Annotated in this window: 20 protein-coding genes; 7 read left to right on the top strand and 13 right to left on the bottom strand. The window is 68.6% G+C overall.

Annotated features, from left to right (window positions below; all coding sequences use genetic code 11):
* Window positions 1-26 precede the first annotated feature (26 nt).
* Window positions 27-431: a GFA family protein gene (locus AC07Q9_RS07210; protein WP_307588603.1), complete on the bottom strand. Its 405-nt coding sequence runs from the start codon at window positions 429-431 to the stop codon at window positions 27-29.
* A 91-nt stretch (window positions 432-522) separates the two neighbouring features.
* Here AC07Q9_RS07210 and AC07Q9_RS07205 point away from each other — a divergent pair, with 91 nt between their 5' ends.
* The 3 genes from AC07Q9_RS07205 to AC07Q9_RS07195 all read left to right on the top strand — a co-directional run bounded on the left by AC07Q9_RS07205 (window position 523) and on the right by AC07Q9_RS07195 (window position 4,123).
* Window positions 523-1,500, top strand: coding sequence for a helix-turn-helix transcriptional regulator (locus tag AC07Q9_RS07205; RefSeq protein WP_495308380.1), 978 nt, complete (start codon window positions 523-525; stop codon window positions 1,498-1,500).
* A gap of 108 nt (window positions 1,501-1,608) precedes the next feature.
* Complete coding sequence (locus AC07Q9_RS07200; protein WP_082818203.1) at window positions 1,609-2,247, top strand: response regulator; 639 nt, start codon at window positions 1,609-1,611, stop codon at window positions 2,245-2,247.
* Between the two features lie 79 nt (window positions 2,248-2,326).
* Complete coding sequence (locus AC07Q9_RS07195) at window positions 2,327-4,123, top strand: sensor histidine kinase (protein WP_495308377.1); 1,797 nt, start codon at window positions 2,327-2,329, stop codon at window positions 4,121-4,123.
* Window positions 4,124-4,138: 15 nt separating this feature from the next.
* On the opposite strand, the gene AC07Q9_RS07190 is transcribed toward AC07Q9_RS07195, so the two are convergent.
* The 4 genes from AC07Q9_RS07190 to AC07Q9_RS07175 all read right to left on the bottom strand — a co-directional run bounded on the left by AC07Q9_RS07190 (window position 4,139) and on the right by AC07Q9_RS07175 (window position 8,544).
* The gene (locus AC07Q9_RS07190) at window positions 4,139-5,623 is read right to left on the bottom strand and encodes a Do family serine endopeptidase (protein ID WP_159276681.1); all 1,485 of its coding nucleotides are present in this window, start codon (window positions 5,621-5,623) and stop codon (window positions 4,139-4,141) included.
* A 76-nt stretch (window positions 5,624-5,699) separates the two neighbouring features.
* Window positions 5,700-7,040, bottom strand: a complete 1,341-nt coding sequence (locus tag AC07Q9_RS07185) for an ATP-binding protein (RefSeq protein WP_495308374.1) — start codon at window positions 7,038-7,040, stop codon at window positions 5,700-5,702.
* A gap of 11 nt (window positions 7,041-7,051) precedes the next feature.
* Entirely contained in the window at window positions 7,052-7,711 is a 660-nt protein-coding gene (locus tag AC07Q9_RS07180; protein ID WP_062478105.1) for a response regulator, read from the bottom strand.
* 62 nt (window positions 7,712-7,773) lie between these two features.
* A complete protein-coding gene (locus AC07Q9_RS07175) occupies window positions 7,774-8,544 on the bottom strand; it encodes an IclR family transcriptional regulator domain-containing protein (RefSeq protein WP_139704142.1) in 771 nt (256 codons plus the stop codon).
* Between the two features lie 154 nt (window positions 8,545-8,698).
* Between AC07Q9_RS07175 and pobA the strand changes: the two genes are divergently transcribed.
* Window positions 8,699-9,880: a 4-hydroxybenzoate 3-monooxygenase gene (gene pobA / locus AC07Q9_RS07170; protein WP_495308370.1), complete on the top strand. Its 1,182-nt coding sequence runs from the start codon at window positions 8,699-8,701 to the stop codon at window positions 9,878-9,880.
* On the opposite strand, the gene AC07Q9_RS07165 is transcribed toward pobA, so the two are convergent.
* The 5 genes from AC07Q9_RS07165 to AC07Q9_RS07145 are packed head-to-tail and all read right to left on the bottom strand — an operon-like array spanning window position 9,850 to window position 14,345.
* Window positions 9,850-10,284: a nuclear transport factor 2 family protein gene (locus AC07Q9_RS07165; RefSeq protein WP_495308368.1), complete on the bottom strand. Its 435-nt coding sequence runs from the start codon at window positions 10,282-10,284 to the stop codon at window positions 9,850-9,852. The two genes, pobA and AC07Q9_RS07165, sit on opposite strands and share 31 nt — an antisense overlap.
* Window positions 10,285-10,292: 8 nt before the next feature.
* A complete protein-coding gene (locus AC07Q9_RS07160) occupies window positions 10,293-10,700 on the bottom strand; it encodes an SRPBCC family protein (RefSeq protein ID WP_495308367.1) in 408 nt (135 codons plus the stop codon).
* Between the two features lie 19 nt (window positions 10,701-10,719).
* On the bottom strand, window positions 10,720-11,082 hold the full coding sequence (locus tag AC07Q9_RS07155; RefSeq protein ID WP_099789834.1) for a VOC family protein: 363 nt from the start codon (window positions 11,080-11,082) through the stop codon (window positions 10,720-10,722).
* Entirely contained in the window at window positions 11,061-11,975 is a 915-nt protein-coding gene (locus AC07Q9_RS07150) for a helix-turn-helix domain-containing protein (RefSeq protein WP_495303816.1), read from the bottom strand. The genes AC07Q9_RS07155 and AC07Q9_RS07150 overlap by 22 nt, the downstream gene beginning before the upstream one ends.
* A 39-nt stretch (window positions 11,976-12,014) precedes the next feature.
* On the bottom strand, window positions 12,015-14,345 hold the full coding sequence (locus AC07Q9_RS07145) for a xanthine dehydrogenase family protein molybdopterin-binding subunit (protein WP_495308364.1): 2,331 nt from the start codon (window positions 14,343-14,345) through the stop codon (window positions 12,015-12,017).
* A gap of 226 nt (window positions 14,346-14,571) precedes the next feature.
* Here AC07Q9_RS07145 and aat point away from each other — a divergent pair, with 226 nt between their 5' ends.
* The 3 genes from aat to AC07Q9_RS07130 are packed head-to-tail and all read left to right on the top strand — an operon-like array spanning window position 14,572 to window position 16,938.
* On the top strand, window positions 14,572-15,327 hold the full coding sequence (aat, locus tag AC07Q9_RS07140; RefSeq protein ID WP_495308363.1) for a leucyl/phenylalanyl-tRNA--protein transferase: 756 nt from the start codon (window positions 14,572-14,574) through the stop codon (window positions 15,325-15,327).
* A gap of 6 nt (window positions 15,328-15,333) precedes the next feature.
* Window positions 15,334-16,083, top strand: a complete 750-nt coding sequence (locus AC07Q9_RS07135; RefSeq protein WP_495308361.1) for an arginyltransferase — start codon at window positions 15,334-15,336, stop codon at window positions 16,081-16,083.
* Window positions 16,084-16,113: 30 nt separating this feature from the next.
* Window positions 16,114-16,938: an IclR family transcriptional regulator gene (locus AC07Q9_RS07130; RefSeq protein WP_070060913.1), complete on the top strand. Its 825-nt coding sequence runs from the start codon at window positions 16,114-16,116 to the stop codon at window positions 16,936-16,938.
* Window positions 16,939-17,042: 104 nt separating this feature from the next.
* Here the strand turns inward: AC07Q9_RS07130 and AC07Q9_RS07125 are convergent, their stop codons facing one another.
* The 3 genes from AC07Q9_RS07125 to leuA all read right to left on the bottom strand — a co-directional run bounded on the left by AC07Q9_RS07125 (window position 17,043) and on the right by leuA (window position 21,622).
* Window positions 17,043-18,209, bottom strand: a complete 1,167-nt coding sequence (locus tag AC07Q9_RS07125; protein WP_095950197.1) for a serine hydrolase — start codon at window positions 18,207-18,209, stop codon at window positions 17,043-17,045.
* Window positions 18,210-18,326: 117 nt separating this feature from the next.
* Window positions 18,327-19,865, bottom strand: coding sequence for a 2-isopropylmalate synthase (locus AC07Q9_RS07120; RefSeq protein ID WP_495308360.1), 1,539 nt, complete (start codon window positions 19,863-19,865; stop codon window positions 18,327-18,329).
* Window positions 19,866-19,918: 53 nt separating this feature from the next.
* Window positions 19,919-21,622, bottom strand: coding sequence for a 2-isopropylmalate synthase (gene leuA, locus AC07Q9_RS07115; protein WP_495308358.1), 1,704 nt, complete (start codon window positions 21,620-21,622; stop codon window positions 19,919-19,921).
* Window positions 21,623-21,778 lie beyond the last annotated feature (156 nt).

Here is a 21,778-nt window from a genome sequence, read left to right as displayed (position 1 = left end):
CGAAAGCGTGGGAGCCATCGGTCACCTCAGAGGTAGCGCACCTCCGCCGGCACCTCGAACCAGTTGTTGTGGCGACCGTCCATGTAGCGCACCGGCGCGGTGGACAGCTCTTCGAGCGTCGCGTCGTCCAGGCAGGCGACGTTCACGCTGACGTACGCACCGCCGATCTCCGGCACGTTGCCGCGCCCGAAGGACTTGACGCCGCAATGGCGGCAGAACAGGTGCTCGGCGCTGAACGAGCCGAACTGGTAGCTCGACAGGTCCTCTTCGCCCGACAGCAGCGTGAAGTCGGCCGGCTTGACGATGGCGCCCCAGCCGCGCGATTTCATGCAGATCGAGCAGTTGCACTTGCCGGTGCCCGCGGCGAGATCGATGAGCGCCTGGAAGCGCACCTTGCCGCAGTGGCAGCTGCCGTGATAGGTCTTCTTCATGGTCGGTGTCCGTGGAAACGAGTGGAGGAAACCCAAGGCTACGACCCATTGCGGACAGATTCTGTCCTCGATCGCATGCATGATGCGGCCCATGCTGTCCGCTTCCGCCCGCCTGCTTCGCCTGCTCGCACTGTTCCAGGCCCAGCGCGCCTGGACCGGTGCCGCCCTGGCCGAGCGCCTGGAGATCACCGAGCGCACGCTGCGCCGCGACGTCGACCGGCTGCGCAGCCTCGGCTACACGGTCGACTCCACCTCGGGCGTGGCCGGCGGCTACCGGCTGGGTGCGGGCAGCGCCCTGCCGCCGCTGCTGCTGGAAGACGAGGAAGCCATTGCCGTGGCGCTGGCGCTCGGCCATGCCGGCACGGGCGAAGGCGACATCGGCAACGCGTCGATGCGCGCCCTCGCCAAGCTCGACCAGCTGATGCCGCCGCGCCTGCAGCGCCGCCTGGGCAGCGTGCGCGCCTCGGTGGTGCCGGTGATGCGCAGCAAGTCGGGCGTGCGCGTGAAGGCGGTGTCGATGTTCGCCGAGGCCTGCACCGAGCGGCGCGAGCTGCGCTTCGGCTACCAGGACCACCACCAGACGGCCACGGCGCGCACCGTGGAGCCGCACCGCGTGGTGCAGACCGGCCAGCGCTGGTACCTGCTGGCCTGGGACACGGCGCGCCAGGACTGGCGCACCTTCCGCCTCGACCGCATCGTCGACGCCGAACCGACGGGCGCGCGCTTCACCGCGCGCCGCCTGCCGCTGGGCGACGTCGAGGCCTACATGGAACACGCGCTCAAGGTCTCGCCCTACCTGCACCACGCGCGCGTGATCGTGCATGCCCCGCTCGCGGCGCTGGAACCGCACCTGGGCTGGGTAGGCGGCGTTCCCGAAGCCCTCGACGCGGGCCGCACGCGCGTCGTGACCGGCGCCAGCTCGCTCGATGCGCTGGCCGTGTGGCTGGGCTGCCTGGGCCACGCCATCGAGATCGAGTCGCCTCCCGAACTGGTGCAGCACGTGGCGCGCGTCGCGACACGGCTGGACACCATCGCGCGCCGGCAGGGTCCCCCCCTCCCCCGTCTATAGGATGGGCTCGCCCGATACCGGTCGATAGGCTTGCGGCACCTGCAACCTCCGAACGGAAACGGATCTGCCCATGCGCCTCGGCCCCGGTCTCGCCTGCGGAAGCCCGCCATGCCCCTGACCGCCACCCAGGTCGCCGTGGTCGAGGACGACAGCGGCATGCGCGAGCGCATCGCCCGCGTGATCGGCGCGGACCCGGCGCTGGCGCTGGCCTTCAGCGCCTCGAACGCGGTCGACATCCTGAACTGGCTCACTGACAACCCGGTCGATGTGCTGCTGGTCGACCTCGGCCTGCCCGACCACCCCGGCCTGCAGGTGATCCGCCAGTGCCGCCGCATGCAGCCGGCCTGCGCGGTGATGGTGCTGACGATCTTCGGCGACGAGACCCACATGGTGCAGGCCTTCGAGGCCGGTGCGCGCGGCTACCTGCTCAAGGACGGCACCGAGGCCGACCTGGCGGCGCACCTGCGCCACCTGGGCACCGGTGGCTCCCCGCTGCCGCCGGGCATCGCGCGGCAGTTGCTGCGCCGCTGGCAGGCCTCCGACGGCGCGCCCGGGCACCTCTCATCGCGCGAAGCCGAAGTGCTCGACCGGGTCTCTCGTGGTTTCACCTATGCCGAAATCGGCGCGCAGATGGGAGTCTCCGCATCGACGGTTCAAACCCATATCCGCAACATCTACGGCAAGCTGGATGCGCCCCCACCCTCGGAAGCCGTGTTGGCGACCCGTCCTCCAGGCCGGCTTTCCTAGCCGCGTGAACCGCCCCGCCTTTTTCCTTTCCCCCCTGCGGGCCGCGCTGCTGCTACTGCTGCTGTGGCTGGCTCTCGCAGTGCCCTTCGCCCAAGCCGCCAACCCGCCGGGCACCACCGACGTGGACTGGGCCGAAGCCAGCCTCGAACCCGACGGCCTGCCGATGCAGGTGCGCCAGGTGGCGCTGCCCTTTCGCTGGGACCACGAGTTTCCGGGGCGTGGCGGCAAGGCCAGCTACCGCATCGCACTGCCCCCGGACGCCGCCCGCGCGGGCGACGCCCAGGCGCTGCTGATGTCGGGCCTGGGCAACCAGGCCACCGTGTGGTTCAACGGCGCGCTGGTCGCCAACTACGGCGTGCTCGGTGATCCGGCCTACGACGCCGGCAAGGGCAACCTGCTGATCCCGCTGGCCGCCGCCCTGCGGCGCGGCGACGGCCAGCCGCAGGAGCTGCTCATCCAGGCCACCATCCAGCGCCAGCGCGGCGGCGGGCTGGCCAGCGTGCTCTACGGCCCCGAAGCCTCCCTGGCCCCGCTGCACCGCTCGCAGCAGAACTGGCGCAACACCTCGGCCATCGTCTACGCCGTGAGCCTGCTGCTGATGGGCGGCCTGGCCGCCGGGCTGTGGCTGCGCCAGCGCGACGCGCTCTACGGCTGCTTTGCGCTGGCCGCGCTCTCGGGCGTGGCGCGCAACCTCGACCGCGTGCTGACCGAAGGGCCCGTGCCCTGGCCGCTGTGGGGCGCGGTGGTGGCGGTCTGCTACGCCTGCCACATCGGGCTGATCGCGCGCTTCGTGCTGCTGGTGCTCGACCGCAACCCGCCCTGGCTGGTGCGCTCCATCTACGGGGCGCTGGCGCTGTCGGTGGTGCTGGCCTGCGCCTCCTTCGCCTTCGCGCTGCCGGCGCTGTGGACCACGGGGCTGGCGATCCTGCAGGTCACGAGCACCATCTGCCTGCCCTACGTGGTGCACGGCGCGCTGGTGGCGCGGCGGCGCATCGCGGGCGTGCTGATGGCGGCGGGCACGCTGGCCATCCTGGCCGGCGCGCATGACCTGCTGCTGGTGCGCATGGGCCTGTTCGGCGGCGCCTACTACACGCTCACCTCGCACGCGATCTTCTTCTTCGTGATGATCCTGGCCGGCCTGGTGGTGGAGCGCTACAGCCGCACCGTGGCCGACTACCGCTCGCTCAACGCCAACCTCGCCGCGCGCGTGGCCGAGCGCGAAGAGCAGCTGCGCGGCGCCTTCGAAACCGTGCGCAAGCAGCAGGAAGAACAGGCCGTGCTGTTGGAGCGCCAGCGCATCATGCGGGAGATCCACGACGGCGTGGGCTCGCAGCTCGTGGGCCTGCTCAACGTGGTGAACCAGCCCGCGCCCGACCGCGACGTGGTCGAGGAGCACGTGAAGCTGGCGCTCGACGAGATGCGCATGGCCGTCGATTCGCTGCAGCCCATGCACGACGACCTGACCACCGTGCTGGCCACGCTGCGCTACCGCCTGCAGCCCCGGCTGGACGCGGCCGGCATCGAGCTGGTGTGGGACGTAGCGCTCATCCCTACGCTCGCGCCCTTTGCCGCGCAGGCCGCACTGCAGCTGCAACGCATCCTGCTGGAGGCCTTCACCAATGTGCTGAAGCACGCGGGCGCCACGCGCATCGTGATGCATGTGGGCTGGCACGGCGAGCAGACGCCGCCGCTGGTGCGCATCGTGCTCACCGACAACGGCCGCGGGCTGCCGGCGAACGAACGCCCCGGCGGCCATGGCCTCGCGAACATGCGTTCGCGGGCGCAGGCCATCGGGGCGCGGCTGCAGATCGAGCGGGCCGACGCGCAGGCCGGCGGCACGCGCGTGTCGCTCGACTGGCCCTGCGCGCTGCCTTGAACCCGGCCGGGCCGGTCAGCCCAGGCGCACCGGCACGAAGATTTTGTCCTCGCCGCGCTGGATGAGCAGCGCCACCGACTTGTCGGCCTTGGCCACTGCCTGGCGCACCTGCTCCAGGCTCTTGGCCGGCGTGCCGTTGATGGCCAGCAGCACGTCGCCGGCCTGCACCCCGGCCATCGCCGACGGGCCCGCCACGTCCTCGATCAGCAGGCCGCCGTCGACCGAGGCCGCGCGCTGTTCCTGCGGCTGCAGCGGGCGCAGCGCCAGGCCGAGCTTGCCCTGCCCCGCCGTGTTGTCAGCCTTGGCGACCTGCGCCGGCTTGTCGCTGGCATCGCCGAGCTTGGCCTGCAGCTCCTGGCGCTCGCCCTGGCGCCACACCTCGAGCGTGACCTTCTTGCCCGGCGCCTGCTGGCCGATGACCGCCGGCAGGTCGCCCGACGACACGATGGCCTGACCGTCGACCTTGCGGATCACGTCGCCCGCCTTCAGGCCGGCATGGTCGCCGGGGCCGCCCTTCTCGATGTTCGAAACCAGCGCGCCCTCGGGCTTGTCGAGCTTGAACGAATCGGCGAAGGCCTGGTTCACCTCCTGCACCGCCACGCCCAGGCGCGCATGCGTGGCCTTGCCGGTGGCGACGATCTGGTCCTTCACCTGCACCGCCACGTCGATCGGAATGGCGAACGACACGCCCTGGTAGCCGCCGCTGCGGCTGTAGATCTGCGAGTTGATGCCGACCACCTCGCCGCGCGCATTGAGCAGCGGCCCGCCCGAGTTGCCGGGGTTCACGGCCACGTCGGTCTGGATGAAAGGCACATAGCTGTCGTCGGGCAGCGAACGGCCCTTGGCACTCACCACGCCGGCCGTCACGGTGTTCTCGAAGCCGAAGGGCGAGCCGATGGCCAGCACCCATTCGCCGACCTTCAGGTCCTTGGTGTTGCCCAGCGCGAGCACCGGCAGGTTCTTGGCGTCGATCTTGAGCACCGCGATGTCGGTCTTGGCATCGGCGCCGAGCACCTTGGCGCGGTACTCGCGGCGGTCGGTCAGCTTGACGGTGACCTCCTTCGCGTCCTTCACCACGTGGGCGTTGGTCATGATGATGCCGCTCGGGTCCACGATGAAGCCCGAGCCCTGCGAGCGCACCGGCACGGCGCGCTGCTGTTGTTGCTGGCCGCGCGGTCCCATCTGGCCCTGGAAGTGGCGGAAGAACTGGAACATCGGATCGTCCGGGTCGATGCCCTGCAGCTGCGCCATGGTGTCGTCGTCCGGGGCCTTCTCGGTGCCGGTCACGCTGATGTTGACCACGGCGGGGCCGTCGCGCGAGGTGATGGTCGAGAAGTCGGGCAAGGTGACCATGGCGGCCGGCGCGGCGACGGCAGCGGTGGTGGCCGGGGCGTTCACGGCGCGGGCGCTGGTGTAGGCCCCGGCGCCGACGGCACCGATCACGCCGGCGCTGGCCAGCGCGATCACGAGGGCACGGGGGGAAGTCAAGGCGGTTTTCATTCTTCGATTCCTTTCAATCCTGCGCCGAAGCGCAAACACGGTGAAAGGAATGTCGCGGCCTTGACTTAGGCGTCGCTTAAACGGAATCCACTTTCTCTGGGGCAGCGAACACCACGCGCACGCACAGCCCGCCGAGGCTCGCGGACTTTTCCAATGCCACCGTGGCGCCGTGCAGGTCGGCGATCGATTTCACGATGGCCAGCCCCAGCCCGCTGCCCGGCGCCTGCGGCTCGCCCGAGCGGTAGAAGCGGTCGAGCACGCGTGCGCGCTCGGCCTCGGGCAGCCCCGGGCCACTGTCGTCCACGCGCAGCTCCACCGCGTCGGTGCGCTTCACGAGACCGACGTCGACCCGCCCGCCTTCGGGCGTGTACTTCACGGCGTTGTCGATCAGGTTGCGCAGCAGCATGCGCAGCGCCTCGGGCTGGCCGCTCACGGTCGCGCCCGCGTCGGACTGCGCCACGCCGATGTCGATGCGACGCGCCTGCGCGGCCGCCACCGCATCGGAGATGGCCAGGCGCGCCACTTCGGCCAGATCGACCGTTTCGGGCTTCGCGCCGGCGGCCACGCTGGCCTCGTGACGGGCCAGCGCCAGCATCTGCTCGACCAGGCGCGTCGCGCGGTCGATGCCGGCCGACAGCCGGCTCACAGCCAGCGTGCGCGCCGCGTCGTCGGGCGCGCGCTGCAGGCCCTGCACCTGCAGCTTGAGCGCCGCCAGCGGCGATCGCAGCTCGTGCGCGGCATCGGCCACGAAGTGCTTCTGCGCATCGAACGCATGGCGCACGCGGCCGAACAGCAGGTTGAGTTCCTGCACCAGCGGACGCACTTCTTCAGGCAGGTTCTCTTCGCTCACGGGCGAGAGGTCGTCGGCCTGCCGCGATGCCACCTGCCGGCGCACGCGCGCCACGGGCGCCAGCGACAGGCTCACCACCCACCACACGACCAGCATCAGGAGTGGCGCCATCAGCGCCACGGGCACGATGGTGCGCAGCGCGAGCGAGCCCGCCATGTGGCGGCGCGCCGCCATGTCCTGCGCCACCTGGATCACCAGCCCGCGCGTCTGCATCGAGAACACGCGGTAGGTCGTGCCGCGTGCGCGCACGTCGGCAAAGCCCAGCACCGCCAGCTGCGGCAGCGCCGCTTCCTCGGCCGATTCGAAGATGCGCACGCCGTCGACCGTCCACACCTGCACCACGAAATCGAAGTTCTGCTCCGCACCACCGAGCCCGCCCACGGCCGCGCTCGGCGGCAGGCCCGCACGCAGCGACAGCGCCATCTGCTGCATGTGGTAGTCGAAGATGTCGTCGGCCTCTTTCAGCACCGTGCGGTAGGCCACCAGCGCCTGCGCGCCGGCCGCGAGCACGATGGCTGCGAGCAAAAACACCAGCAGCCGCGCGCGCAGCGATCCGGTCCAGCGCATCACGCGGCGCCTCATGCCTTGGGCACCATGTACCCGACGCCGCGCACGTTGCGGATCAACTCCGCGCCCAGCTTCTTGCGCAGGCCGTGCACGTAGACCTCGACCGCGTTGCTGCTGATCTCGTCCTTCCAGCCGTAGAGTTTTTCTTCGAGCTGGGCGCGCGAGAGCACCATGCCCGGGCGGGCCAGCAGCGGCTCGAGCACCGCCCACTCGCGCGCCGACAGCACCACCGGCTCGCCGTTCACCGCGACCTCGCGCGTGGCGGGGTTGATGCTCACGCCCATGTGCTCGTACACCGGTTCCGCGCGCCCGGATGCGCGCCGCAGCAAGGCGCGGATGCGGGCCAGCAGCTCGTCGAGGTCGTAGGGCTTGAGCACGTAGTCGTCGGCGCCGGCGTCGAGGCCTTCGATGCGCTGCTGCACCGAGTCGCGCGCGGTGGCGATCAGCACCGGCATGCGCTGCTTGCGCGCACGCAGGGCGCGCAGCACTTCCAGGCCGTCGCGGCGGGGCACGCCCAGGTCGAGCAGCACGAGGTCGTACTGCTGGGTGCGCAATGCGGATTCGGCAGCGTCGCCGTCCTTCACCCAATCGACGGCGTACTGCTCGGCCCTCAACAGGTCGAGCACGGCCTCGCCGATCATCACGTCGTCTTCGAGAAGCAGGAGTCGCATGGTGGTGTCCGTTGTCGGAGGTTCGAGGCCGCGCCGAAGCTGAAAGTTCAGCGCACCTCAGTTCACAGGAGGGAGCGCACCTCGCGCGCCGCCTCGAACAGCAGCGGCAGCATCTCGCGCTGCAAGGTCTCTTCCTGGTAGCGCGTACCCGACAGCACCACGTTGAGCGCGGCCACCGTGTGCCCCTGCATGTCGCGCAGCGGCACCGCCAGCGCCTGCACGCCGAGTTCGTGCTCTTCGCTGGCGAAGCAGTAGTCGTCCTTGCGCACCTGCGCGATGCGCTGGCGCAGCGCGCGCGCCTGGGTGAGGGTGTGCGGCGTGAGCCGCGCCAGGTGCCGGCCCTTGAGCCACTGCGTGAGCTGCGTGGCGGCCATGGCGGCCAGCAGCACGCGCCCGGTCGAGGTGGCGTGAGCCGGCAGGCGCGCGCCCAGGTGCAGGCCGTAGGCCAGCACGCGCGTCGGCGTGCCGTAGCTGCCGCTGCGCGCGACGATGACCACTTCCTCGCCGTCAAGCACCACAGCCGAGAACGACTCGCCCGTCTGCGCCGCGAGCCGGTTCAGCGTGGGCTGCAGCGCGCGCGGCAGGCGCGACGAGGCCAGGTAGCTGCCCGAGAAGCGCAGCACCTTCGGCGCCATCCAGAAGTAGCTGCCGTCGGTTTCCAGGTAGCCCAGGTGGGCCAGCGTGAGCAGGTGCCGCCGGGCGGCGGCGCGCGTGAGGCCCGCGCGCTCGGCCGCCAGCGTGGCGTTCAGGCGCTGGCGCTCGGTGTCGAAGCTTTCGAGCACCGCCATGCCCTTGGCGATGCCCTCGATGAAGTCGGCGCGGGCGATGGTCATTCGTCGTCGGGAGTTCGTCGTGGATCGGTCGGCTGAAGAAGTGTTGCGCGATGATCGCGCACGCGTTCGCATGATCGCACAGAGCCTCGCCAGTCGCCGCCCCAACCGGCCGGCCGCGCCCTACGCTTGGCAAAACCCTTTCGGAGACACGAACATGCGCACCCAGGTCGCCATCATCGGCGCAGGCCCCGCCGGCCTTCTGCTCGGCCAGCTGCTGCACAAGGCAGGCATCGACAACATCATCCTGGAGCGCCAGAGCGGCGACTACGTGCTGGGCCGCATCCGCGCCGGCGTGCTCGAACAGGTCACGATGGACCTGCTGGCGCGCGCAGGCGTCGACGTTCGCGCCAAGGCCGAGGGCCTGCCGCACGACGGCATCGAACTGCTGTTCAAGGGCGAGCGCCACCGCATCGACATGCACGGCCTCACGGGCGGCAAGCAGGTCACGGTGTACGGCCAGACCGAGGTGACGCGCGACCTGATGGAAGCGCGCACGGCCGAAGGCCTCACGACGATCTACAGCGCAGCCAACGTCAGCCTGCACGAGTTCGATTCGGCCAAGCCGCGCGTGCGCTACGAGAAGGACGGCCAGACGCACGAGATCGAGTGCGACTTCATCGCCGGCTGCGACGGCTACCACGGCGTGAGCCGCGCCAGCGTGCCGGCCGACGCGATCCAGACCTACGAGAAGGTCTACCCCTTCGGCTGGCTCGGCGTGCTGGCCGACGTGCCGCCGGTCTCGCACGAACTCATCTACGCCAACACCGAACGCGGCTTTGCACTGTGCAGCATGCGCAGCGCCACGCGCTCGCGCTACTACGTGCAGGTGCCGACCGAAGAGAAGGTGGAGAACTGGAGCGACGAAGCCTTCTGGAACGAGCTGCGCGCGCGCCTCGACCCCGAAGCGCGCGAACGGCTGGTGACGGGCCCGTCGCTCGAAAAGAGCATTGCGCCGCTGCGCAGCTTCGTGGCCGAGCCGATGCGCTTCGGCTCGCTGTTCCTGGCCGGCGACGCGGCGCACATCGTGCCGCCGACCGGCGCCAAGGGGCTCAACCTCGCGACCGCCGACGTGGGGTACCTGTCGCGCGCCCTGGAGATCTTCTACAACGAGAAATCGGCCTCGGCGCTGGACCGCTATTCCGACCTGTGCCTGCGCCGGGTCTGGAAGGCCGAGCGCTTCTCGTGGTGGTTCACCTCGCTGATGCACCGTTTTCCCGAGACGGGCGCCTTCGGCCAGAAGATCCAGGAAGCCGAGCTCGACTACCTCGTGCATTCGCGCGCGGCGTCCACCGCGCTGGCGGAAAACTACGTGGGGCTGCCGCTCGAAGACTTCTGAACGGCGGGCGACGACAGCACCTCGTCGACCCAGCGCTGGTCTTCGTCGTAGATCCAGCATTCGCTGAGCCTGCCGTCCTTCACGGCATAGCGCAGCTGGCGCTCCAGTTCGACCGGGCGCCCCTGGTGCTCGAACTGCTCGACGGCGACGATCAGCCCGAAATGCTCGCCGGCCAGCACGTCGCGGACCGCGACCAGCCGGCGGTTCGTGCGCGCCTTCACCTGCTGGAGCACCGCGAGGCAGGCCGCCTTGCCCCGGTGCGTGCCCGCGAGCGGGCTGCGGCCGAAGTAGTGAAAGACGACCTCGTCGTGGTAGCAGTCGACGATGGCCTTGAGGTCGTTGGCGGCCCAGGCCTGCGCGTAGCGCTGCACGACCGCCCGGATCTCGCTCGCGACAGGGGTCATCGGCGTGCTCATCGTTCGTTGGCCTTCTCCAGCGTCTTCTTCATGGCCGCGCCGCCCTGCGCCATCATGGGCTCGATGTACGCCGCGAGCCCGTCGGGCAGCACGTCGGTGATCCAGACGAAGAGCGACCGGCCTTCACTGTGCGCGAACACCTGGGCCGATGCGTGGTGGTGCGTGGCCTTGCCGTCGGTCACGGTGTAGGCCAGCCGGCGGTTCTCTTCGTCGAGTGCCACGAGCAGCTCGCGCGCCACGAGGCCATTGGCAAAGTGGACGATGCGGGCGCCCTGCCCGTCGAGTTCGCAGCCGGTGAGAAAGCCCGGCGCGAGGCGTGTGTGCACGGCGCCGAAGTCGCGCAGCGCGTCCCACACCTGCGCCACATCACGCTCGACGATGAATTCCTTGTAGACGGTGGCCATGGGGTCGGTGCCTTTCGTGTCAGGGACAGACGGCCTCGACGTTGTTGCCGTCGGGGTCGATGAGGAAGGCCGCGTAGTAGGTCGGGCTGTAGTCGGCGCGCGGCCCCGCGCCGCCGTTGTCGGTGCCGCCGGCTTTCAGGCCGGCCTTGTGGAAGGCGGCGACGGCCGCGTGGTCGGGCGCGCGGAACGCGATGTGCGTGCCCGGGCCCTTGGCATCTTTCGCGGCATAGAGCCACAGCGCCGGTTCGCCGGCCGGGCCGAGGCCCGCGTAGCTTTCGTCGTCGTGGGAGCCCAGCACGTGGCCGAGCGGCGCGAGCGCGGCTTCGTAGAAGCGCCGGCTCGCGGCGAGGTCTTTGACTTTCAGTCCGATGTGGTCGTACATGGCGATGACTTCCTGCTTGAAGGGTGGATCAAGCGGTCATCGTGAAGCAGCGCGGCCAGGCGGTCTTGGAAAATCTTGCGGTCGCCCTTGGCGGCGAGCCGGAACCCGCGCGGCGACACGCCGGCCGCGCGGTGGAAGGTGCGCACGAAGTTGCTCAGGTCGGCAAAGCCGGCTTCGAGGGCAACGTCGGTCACGGCCAGGTCGCTGTCCGCCAGCAGGCGCGCCGCGCGGCGCAGCCGGGAGCGCACGAGGTACTGGTGCGGCGTGACGCCGAGCACCTGGGAGAACAGGCGCAGGAAATGGAAGGCGCTCAGGCCCGCCTGGGCGGCCGCGTCTTCCAGGCCGATCTCACCGGCGGCGTGGGCCTCGATCCAGGTCGCGGCCTCGACCGCGCGGCGGCGGTCGCGCGGCGTGGCCGACGGCGGCGCCGCGGGCTTGCCGCGCCCTTTCACCACGTCGAGGAAACGGCTGGCGAAGCCCATGCCCAGCTCGTCCAGTCCCACGTCGCTGCCGCCTTCGACCGCGACCTGCGCGAGTTCGCCCAGCACCATGAGTTCGGGCAGCGGCGGCAACGCCGAGGCATGCCAGCTGCGCCGGTCGGCGCCGATCAGGTCGACGAAGCCCGGCGAGAAGTGGAACGACAGGCACTCGTCGCCACAGGCGAAGTGCTCGTGGGTGCAGACGTAGTCGTCGCCTGGCGCACCGACCAGCACCGCGCCGGCCACCAGCTCGTAGTCGCGGCCGAGCGCGCGGCAGCCGAAGCTGCCCTTGCGCACGTACGAGACCGAGTGCGTCTCATGCATCTCGGTGAACGGCGCCGCGCCGACGCCCGCGTCGCAGCGGTAGGTCGAGACGCGGATCGCGTCGGTCTGCAGTTCGGTGGTGACGCGCATGATGACTTTCGTCGCCCTTCGATCACCGGCCGGCGGCGCTCAGTCGATCGTCTGCATGGCCTGCCACACGCGCGACGGGCTCAGCGGCATGTGCAGGCGGGGTGCGCGGGCGCCGAGGCCGTTGCGTGCGAAGGCGTCGGCCACCGCGTTGACGATGGCCGGCGTGGCGCCGATGGTGCCCAGCTCGCCCACGCCCTTCACGCCCAGCGGGTTGTTCTTGCAGGGCGTGGATTCGTCCATTTCCATCTGGAACATGGTGTCGACGATGTCGGCGCGCGGCGCGGCGTAGTCCATGAGGCTGCCGGTGACGGGCTGGCCGGTTTCGCTGTCGTACACCACCTGCTCGTACAGCGCCTGGCCGATGCCCTGCACCGCACCGCCTTCGAGCTGGCCGCGCACGATCATCGGGTTGACCACGCGGCCCACGTCGTTGACCGAGCTGTAGGCCACGACGCTGATCTCGCCGGTGGGCGGGTCGAGCTCGATCTCGCAGATGTGGCAGCCGTTGGGCCAGCTCGGGCCAGCCACGGTGCTGGTGGAGTCGACGAAGATCTCGCGCCCCGGCTGCTTGGCGGCCAGGGTGAACAGGTCGAGTTCGAGGTCGGTGCCGGCCACGATGAAGGTGCCGCGGCTGTAGACGATGTCGTCGATGGAGGCTTCGAACTCCTGCGCCGCGAGCTCGCGCGCCTTGTCGATGGTGCGTTCCGCGCCGATGCGCACGGCCGAGCCGCCGGTGAAGAGCGAACGCGAGCCGGCGCTGCCGAAGCCGTCGCCGCGGTCGGTGTCGCCGAGCACGACGCGCACCTTCTCGATGGGCACGCCGAAGGCATCGACGGCCAGCTGCGCGAGCGAGGTCGCGATGCCCTGCCCCATGGCGTTGACGGCCGAGAACACCTCGATCACGCCGTCGGCCTGCACCGAGACGGTGACGCGCTCTTCGAACACGTTGCCGCCGGTCCACTCGAGGAACGTGGCGATGCCCAGGCCGCGTTGCTTACCGCGCGCCGCGGACTCGGCCGCGCGGGCCTCGAAACCCTGCCAGTCGGCCAGCTGCAGCGCCTGGTCCATCACCGACTCGAACTGGCCGGTGTCGTAGGTCTGCGCCATCGGGTTCTTGTAGGGCATCTGCTCGGGGCGGATGAAGTTGCGCCGGCGCAGCGCGATGCGGTCGATGCCGGTCTGGCGCGCGGCCTCGTCCATCAGGCGCTCGATGGTGAAGATGGCCTCGGGCCGGCCCGCGCCGCGGTAGGCGCCGGTGGGCGCGGTGTTGGTGAGCACCGCCTTGAAATGGAAGTCGATGGTCTGGATGTCGTAGACGCTGGTCTGCACCCACGGGCCGATCAGCAGCTGGATCGCGACGCCGGTGCCGGTGGCGTAGGCGCCCACGTTGGCGAGCGTCTTGATGCGCAGGGCCAGGATCTTGCCGTCGGCGTCCAGCGCCATTTCGGCGCGCGCCTCGATGTCGCGGCCGTGCGCGCTCGAGAGGAACTCTTCGCTGCGGTCGGCCACCCACTTCACGGGCCGGCCCACCTGCAGCGCAGCGTAGGCCACGGCGATGTCCTCGGGGTAGGCGCCGGTCTTCATGCCGAAGCCGCCGCCGACGTCGCCCACGACCACGCGCACTTTTTCCTTGGCCAGCCCGATGGCCGCGCAGACGGAATCGCGCACGCCGGAGGGCATCTGGGTGCTCATGCGGATCGTGAGGCGGTCGGTCTTGCTGTCGTGCGTGGCGAGCACAGCGCGCGGCTCGATGGTGAGCGCGACCACGCGCTGGTTGTTCACGTCGAGCGCGATCACGTGGGCGGCGCGCTCGAACGCGGCGGTGGCGGCTTCGCTGCTGCCGTGCCGCATCTCGGCGGCGATGTTGCCCGTGGCCTCCTCGCACAGGAGCGGCGCGCCGTCGGCGGTCGCGCCCGGCAGGTCGACCACCATCGGCAGCTCTTCGTAGTCGACCATGACGGCCTCGGCCGCATCGCGCGCCTGCTGCACGGTGTCGGCAATGACGGCCGCCACCGGCTCGCCGACGAAGCGTGCGCGCTCGTGCGCCAGGGCGCGGCGCGGCGGGCTGGCGCTGTCGCTGCCGTCCGCGCGCTTGAAGCCGGCGGCGCCGGGCATCGGCTTGACGCCGGCCGCGGCCAGGTCGGCCCCGGTGATCACGCGCAGCACGCCGGGCATGCCGACGGCCGCGGACGTGTCGATGGACACGATGCGCGCATGCGGATACGGGGAACGCAGAAAAACGAGATGCGCCTGCTCGGCGAGCGTGACGTCGTCGGTGTAACGGCCGGCGCCTGCGAGCAGGCTCTCATCCTCGAGGCGGCGCACCGCCTGGCCGCTGCCGAAGCGCGTGGGGTTGGGTTCAGTGGTCAACGTGGTCCTCTTGTGCTGATCCCCGGCGCCCTGCACATGCCTGCCGGATCCGCTGTGGTACTGCGAAAGCAAGCTGTGCACTATAGGTTTTTCGACGGGTCTTGTGGGGTTGTCTCGCGTGCCATCGGCGGTGGCACTGGGGCCGCAGCCTTGTGGGCTGTTCCCGTGTGAGCGGGATTTTCCCTCAAGTGGCGGGCGTTGCGAGAAGCCGTGTATACCTGCAACCATGCGACAACTGCCTTGGCTCGAACCCGGAGATGCACTGCCCGACCCCGCGTCGGCATGGGACGAAAGAGACCCCGTGCCCGGCCTGCTGGCGGCCGGCGGCTCGCTCGATGTCGATACTCTGATGCAGGCCTACAGCCGCTGCGTCTTCCCCTGGTTCAGCGACGACCAGCCCATCCTGTGGTGGAGCCCCGACCCGCGCATGGTGCTGCGGGTGAACGACTTCCGGCTGCATCGCTCGCTGCGCAAGACGCTGAGCCGTTTTGCCGCGACGCCCGGCTGCGAGCTGCGCATCGATCACGATTTTGGAACGGTGATCCAGGCGTGTTCGCAGTCGGCGCGGGCCGGCCAGTCGGGCACCTGGATCGTGCCGGACATGGTGAAGGCCTATACGCAATTGCACCGCGCCGGGCACGCACACAGCGTTGAAACCTGGATCGACGGCGAACTCGCGGGCGGGCTCTACTGCGTGGCGCTGGGCCGGGCCGTGTTCGGCGAATCGATGTTCACGCGCCGCCCGGACGCCTCGAAGATCGCGCTGGCCGGCCTGGTCGCGCTGTGCCGACGAGCCGGCGTCGCGATGATCGACTGCCAGCAGAACACCGCGCACCTGGCCAGCCTCGGCGCCCGCGAAATGCCCCGCGCGCGCTTCGTCGCGCACGTGGCCCAGGCCCGAAAACAGGAGGGCCCGCAGTGGCAATTCGACCCCGTATACTGGTCCGAACTCCTTTCCGAGCGACCTTCTCTTTCGACGTGACGTGACGTGACGCACCTCAAGGATCTTCCGCTTCACACGCTGCAGTTCTACGCGACGGCGCCCTATCCCTGCAGCTACCTGCCGGATCGCCAGGCCCGCTCGCAGGTGGCCACGCCCAGCCACCTGATCCACAACGACGCCTACTCCGACCTGGTGCTCAGCGGCTTCCGGCGCAGCGGCATGTTCACCTACCGGCCGTATTGCGACGGCTGCCGCGCCTGCATCCCGCTGCGCGTGCTGGCGCACAGCTTCAAGCCGAACCGCAGTCAGCGTCGCACCGCCAGGCAGCACGCCGACCTGCAGGCGCGTGTGCTCAAGCTGTGCTTCGTGCCCGAGCACTACCAGCTCTACCTGCGCTACCAGACCGGTCGCCACTCGGGCGGCGGCATGGACCACGACAGCATCGACCAGTACACGCAGTTCCTACTGCAAAGCCGCGTCAACTCGCGGCTGGTCGAGTTCCGCGAAACGCTGCCCGACGGCAGTCCGGGCGCGCTGAAGATGGTGTCGATCCTCGACGTGCTCAGCGACGGCATCTCGGCCGTCTACACCTTCTACGAGCCCGAGGACGGCGCCGGCTACGGCACCTACAGCGTGCTGTGGCAGATCGAACAAGCCCGCAAGCTGGGCCTGCCGCATGTCTACCTGGGCTACTGGATCGAGCGCAGCCCCAAGATGCACTACAAAGCGCGCTTTTCCCCGCACGAAGTGTTGGTGGACGGCCACTGGCAGGCACCGGGCGATTTCACAAGGTAAAATGGCGCACGGTCATCACCGCATTGCGCCATGAGAAAAAACCTATCCGACGTTCCCGCCACTCCCGTCATCCAGGTCATCGAGCGCATGTTCTCGCTGATCGATGTCCTCGCCTCGCGCGAAGAGGCGATCTCGCTGAAGGAAATCAGCGAAAAGACGGGGCTGCACCCGTCGACCACGCACCGCATCCTCAATGACCTCGCGGTCGGTCGTTTCGTCGACCGGCCGGAGGCCGGCAGCTACCGCCTCGGCATGCGCCTGCTCGAGCTGGGCAACCTGGTCAAGGGCCGCCTGAACGTGCGCGACGCGGCCCTGGGCCCGATGCGCGAGCTGCACAAGCTCACGCAGCAGCCGGTCAACCTCAGCATGCGCCAGGGCGACGAGATCGTGTACATCGAGCGCGCCTACAGCGAGCGTTCGGGCATGCAGGTGGTGCGCGCCATCGGCGGCCGTGCCGCCCTGCACCTGACCTCGACCGGCAAGCTGTTCCTGGCCGCCGACGACCCACAGCGCGTGCGCAGCTACGCCACGCGCACCGGCCTGGCCGGCCACACCCGCAACAGCATCACCCAGCTGCCCGCACTCGAGCGCGAGCTGTCGAAGGCGCGCCAGTACGGCATCGCCCGCGACAACGAAGAACTGGAACTGGGGGTGCGCTGCATGGCGGCCGGCATCTACGACGACCAGGGCAAGCTGGTGGCAGGCCTGTCGATCTCGGCCCCGGCGGATCGCCTCGACGAAGGCTGGCTGCCCAAGCTGCAGGCAACCGCCAACGAAATCTCGGGCGCGCTGGGCTTCAAGGACGGCATGGCTGCAACGCCAGCGTCGGGCGCAAACGTGACAACGGGCGCCTGAGCGCCCGTTTGCTTTCGACTCTTTTCCTCTCTGTCCCGGCGAGTCAGCCGGTCAGCCCTCCACGAGGGCTGCAGGCAGGCCGCTGAACGGCCTCCCCGCTCAGGTTAGCCAGCGACCTGGAAGCCGCGCGGACCGGAGACAGCGTGCGTGGCCTCGACCCAGCGGCGAACCCGCTCGGCGTCGGCGATGCGGCTGAATTTGCCGGCCGAATCCAGGAACACCATGATCAGCTTGCGCCCGGCCACCTTGGCCTGCATCACGAGGCACTGACCGGCTTCGGAGATGTAGCCGGTCTTCTGCAGGCCGATGTCCCATTCCGGGCTCTTCACGAGGCGGTTGGTGGTGTTGAACTGCAGCACGCGGTTGCCGACCTCGACCTGGTATTCCGGCGACGTGGACAGCGAACGCACCGTAGCGTCGGAATAGGCTGCGTTGACCAGCAGCGCCAAGTCTTGCGCGCTCGACTGGTTGCGGCTCGACAGGCCCGTGGGCTCCACGTAGCGCGTGTCCTTCATGCCGAGCATGCGGGCCTTGGCATTCATGATGCTCACGAAGGTCGTGAGGCCGCCCGGGTAGGTGCGGCCCAGCGCGTGCGCCGCGCGGTTTTCGCTGGACATCAGCGCCAGGTGCAGCAGCTCACCGCGCGACAGCGTGGTGCCGACGGTCAGGCGCGAGCGGCTGCCCTTTTCGGTGTCGACGTCGTCTTGCGTGATGGTGATGAGTTCGTCGTTCGGCAGATGGGCCTCGCTGATCAGCAGGCCGGTCATAAGCTTGGTGAGCGAAGCGATCGGCAGCACGGCGTGGTCGTTCTTGCTGAACAGCACTTCGTGGGTGTCCTGGTCGATCACCAGAGCGACGCTCGACTTCAGGTCGAGTGCGTCGTCGGTGCTGTGCAGGCCGGCCATCTGGCCGAAGGACTGGCGGGCGGGCGTTTCGACGCGCACCACCGAACGGCGCTGCACGGCAACGACGGTCTTGCCGTTCTTCTTGTGGATGGTGGCCACGACGTTGCGGCCACCGCGCACGACCTTGTCGGCCTGCTCGGCGCGACCGCCGCGTGCCACCTTGGAAGCGGACGCATTGCGCTGCTTGGCCTCGGCGGGTGCCTTCGCCTTCTTGGCGACGGCAGACTTGGCGGCAGCGGGTTTTTCCTTCTTCGCGGCCTGGGCGCCAGGCAGCAAAAACGCCGAGGCGCACAGCGCCACGGCGAGGAACTTGAAGGCGGGTAGGAACCGCTGGATGGAAACTCGACGTAGACGGGTTTCAGGCATCAATAAATCTCCAGCGGCAACAAACGAGGACCGCAGTGTATCGAAATCAAAAAAGGCACGCAATATCAGTTACTTGCATCCCCTTCTTCATTCGAATACCAAGGAACGCCTCAAAACCTAACCTTGTGCCGCCACTCTCTCAGCTTGGCTCTGTAACTTGTTGAGCGCACTCAAATAAGCCTTTGCCGAAGCGACCACGATGTCTGGGTCTGCACCCACACCGTTGACCACCCGCCCTGCGTTTTGTAACCGGACTGTAACTTCTCCCTGGCTTTCCGTCGAGCCACTGATGGCGTTGACAGAGTAAAGAACCATCTCCGCACCGCTCTTGACGTGGGCCTCGATCGCCTTGAGAGACGCATCGACTGGCCCGTTGCCATCGGATTCGCTGGTGACTTCCTTGCCCTGGATCGTGAACACGATCTTGGCCTGGGGCCGCTCGCCGGTTTCGCTGTGCTGGGAGAGAGAGACAAAAGCGAACTGTTCACCAACGTTTGACAACTCTTCCGCGCTGACCAGCGCCAGGATGTCTTCGTCGAAAATTTCGGACTTGCGGTCGGCCAGCTCCTTGAAGCGCGAGAACGCGGCGTTGACCTCGGTTTCGCTCTCCATCGTCACGCCCAGGTCCTGCAGGCGCTGTTTGAAGGCGTTGCGACCGCTGAGCTTGCCCAGCACGATCTTGTTGGCGCTCCAGCCCACGTCTTCGGCCCGCATGATCTCGTAGGTGTCGCGCGCCTTGAGAACGCCGTCCTGGTGGATGCCCGAGGCGTGCGCGAACGCGTTGGCACCCACCACGGCCTTGTTGGGCTGCACCACGAAGCCCGTGGTCTGGCTCACCATGCGGCTCGCGGCCACGATGTGCTGGGTGTCGATGCTCAGGTCAAGCCCGAAGTAGTCCCTGCGCGTCTTCACGGCCATGACCACTTCTTCGAGCGAGCAGTTGCCCGCGCGCTCGCCCAGGCCGTTGATCGTGCACTCGACCTGTCGCGCGCCGCCGATCTTCACACCGGCCAGCGAGTTCGCCACGGCCATGCCCAGGTCGTTGTGGCAATGCACCGACCAGATCGCCTTGTCGCTGTTGGGAATGCGCTCGCGCAGCATCTTGATGAAGTTGCCGTACAGCTCGGGGATGGCGTAGCCGACGGTGTCGGGCACGTTGATGGTGGTGGCGCCCTCGTTGATCACGGTTTCGAGCACGCGGCACAGGAAGTCCGGGTCGCTGCGGTAGCCGTCTTCGGGGCTGAACTCGACGTCGGCGATCTGGTTGCGCGCAAAGCGCACGGCCAGCTTGGCCTGCTCATGCACCTCGTCGGGCGACATGCGCAGCTTTTTCTCCATGTGCAACGGCGAGGTCGCGATGAAGGTGTGGATGCGTCCGCGCGCCGCGCCCTTCAGGGCCTCAGCCGCGCGTGCGATGTCGCGGTCATTGGCACGCGAGAGGCCGCACACCGTCGAGTCCTTGATCGCATTGGCAATGGCCTTCACGGCCTCGAAGTCGCCGTTCGAGCTGGCCGGAAAGCCCGCTTCGATGACGTCGACCTTGAGCCGCTCCAGCAGCTTGGCGATGCGCAATTTTTCGTCGCGCGTCATCGAGGCGCCGGGCGACTGTTCGCCGTCGCGCAAGGTGGTGTCGAAAATAATGAGTTGGTCGGTCATCGTGGAGCTCCTTTGTTCGTTCCCACCTTGCGCGTACGGCTGGTGCCGGTGCGTCAGGCGACTTCAGCCACCGATTGTGCGCTGTGCGCGCCCCGGCCCCTGGCCCGCTGCACGCCCGACACGATCGCCTTCAGCGAGGCCGAGATCACGTTCGCGTCGATGCCAACGCCGAACAGGGTCTGCGACTCGTCGACGCGCAGTTCGAGGTAGGCCACCGACTTGGCATCGGCGCCCGCACCGATGGCGTGCTGGTGGTAGTCCATGACGCGCACCGTGTGGCCGGTGGCCTGGCTCAGCGCCTGCGTGAAGGCGTCGATCGGACCGTTGCCGCGGCCTTCGATGGCGCGCGTTTCACCGTCCCACGGCAGGTCGCCGCGCAGCACCACGGTGGCCTCGGCGCCCTCGCCTTCTTCCTGGATCACGCGGTGCTGCAAGGCCTTGGCGGTCTCGATGCCGTATTCGTTCACGAAGATCTGCCAGAGGTCGGCGGCGGTGAGTTCCTTGCCGCCCACGTCCATCACGCGCTGCACGACCTGCATGAATTCCATCTGCAGGCGACGCGGCATCTCGAGGCCGTACTCGCTCTCGAGCAGGTAGGCCATGCCGCCCTTGCCCGACTGGCTGTTCACGCGGATCACGGCTTCGTAGCTGCGGCCCACGTCCTTCGGGTCGATGGGGAGGTACGGGATATCCCAAATGTCGCCGTCCTTGCGCGCGGCGAAGGCCTTCTTGATCGCGTCCTGGTGCGAGCCCGAGAACGAGGTGTAGACGAGGTCGCCTACATACGGATGGCGCGGGTGTACCGGGATCTGGTTGCAGTGCTCGACCGTTGCGCGGATCTCGTCGATGTTCGAGAAGTCGAGTTCGGGCGAAACGCCTTGCGTGTAGAGGTTGAGCGCGACGTTCACGAGGTCGAGGTTGCCGGTGCGCTCGCCGTTGCCGAAGAGGCAGCCTTCGATGCGCTCGGCGCCGGCCATCAAGGCCAGTTCACCAGCGGCCGTGCCGGTTCCGCGGTCGTTGTGCGGGTGCACGCACAGCACGATCGAATCGCGACGCTCGAGGTTGCGATGCATCCACTCGATCATGTCCGCGAAGATGTTCGGCGTGGAATGCTCGACCGTCGTGGGCAGGTTGACGATGCACTTGCGTTCAGGCGTCGGCGCCCAGACCGCGGTGACCGCATCGACCACGCGCTTGGAGAAGACCACGTCGGTGCCCGAGAACATTTCGGGCGAGTACTGAAAGGTCCACTTCGTGTTCGGCTGCCTGGCGGCGAAGTCGTTGAACATGCGGGCATGGCTGCTCGCGAGTTCGACGATCTGGTCTTCGTCCATGCCGAGCACCACGCGGCGCATCACAGGCGCGACGGCGTTGTAGAGGTGAACGATGGCGCGCGGTGCGCCCTGCAACGCTTCGAAGGTGCGTTCGATGAGGTGGTCGCGCGCCTGCGTGAGCACCTGGATCGTCACGTCGTCGGGAATGCGGTCTTCTTCGATGAGCTTGCGCACGAAGTCGAATTCGACCTGCGACGCCGAGGGAAAGCCGACTTCGATTTCCTTGAAGCCGATGGCCACGAGGGTTTCGAACATGCGCATCTTGCGCGCGATGTCCATGGGTTCGACCAAGGCCTGGTTGCCATCGCGCAGGTCCGTCGACAGCCAGATCGGGGCCTTGGTCAGCACGGCATCGGGCCAGGTGCGGTCCTTGAGACCGATCGGGGCGAATGCGCGGTATTTGGCTTGAGGTTGCTTGAGCATGTCGATTTCTCTGTGATGGTTGGAACTCAACCAGCAACCCCAAAAGACAAACGGCCCGTTGCTGGTGCGAACGGGCCGTGATGAGGGATTAGCGCGTGCGCTACCGTCTCCGCCCGTGAGGGAGGGCTAGTAGGGCCAGCAGCGAAATCTTGGTCA

The sequence above is a fragment of the Variovorax sp. GW821-FHT09A10 genome, assembly GCF_059418385.1.
The sequence above is the reverse complement of the archived record's forward strand: the minus strand, read 5'-3'. Positions and strand labels throughout refer to the sequence as shown.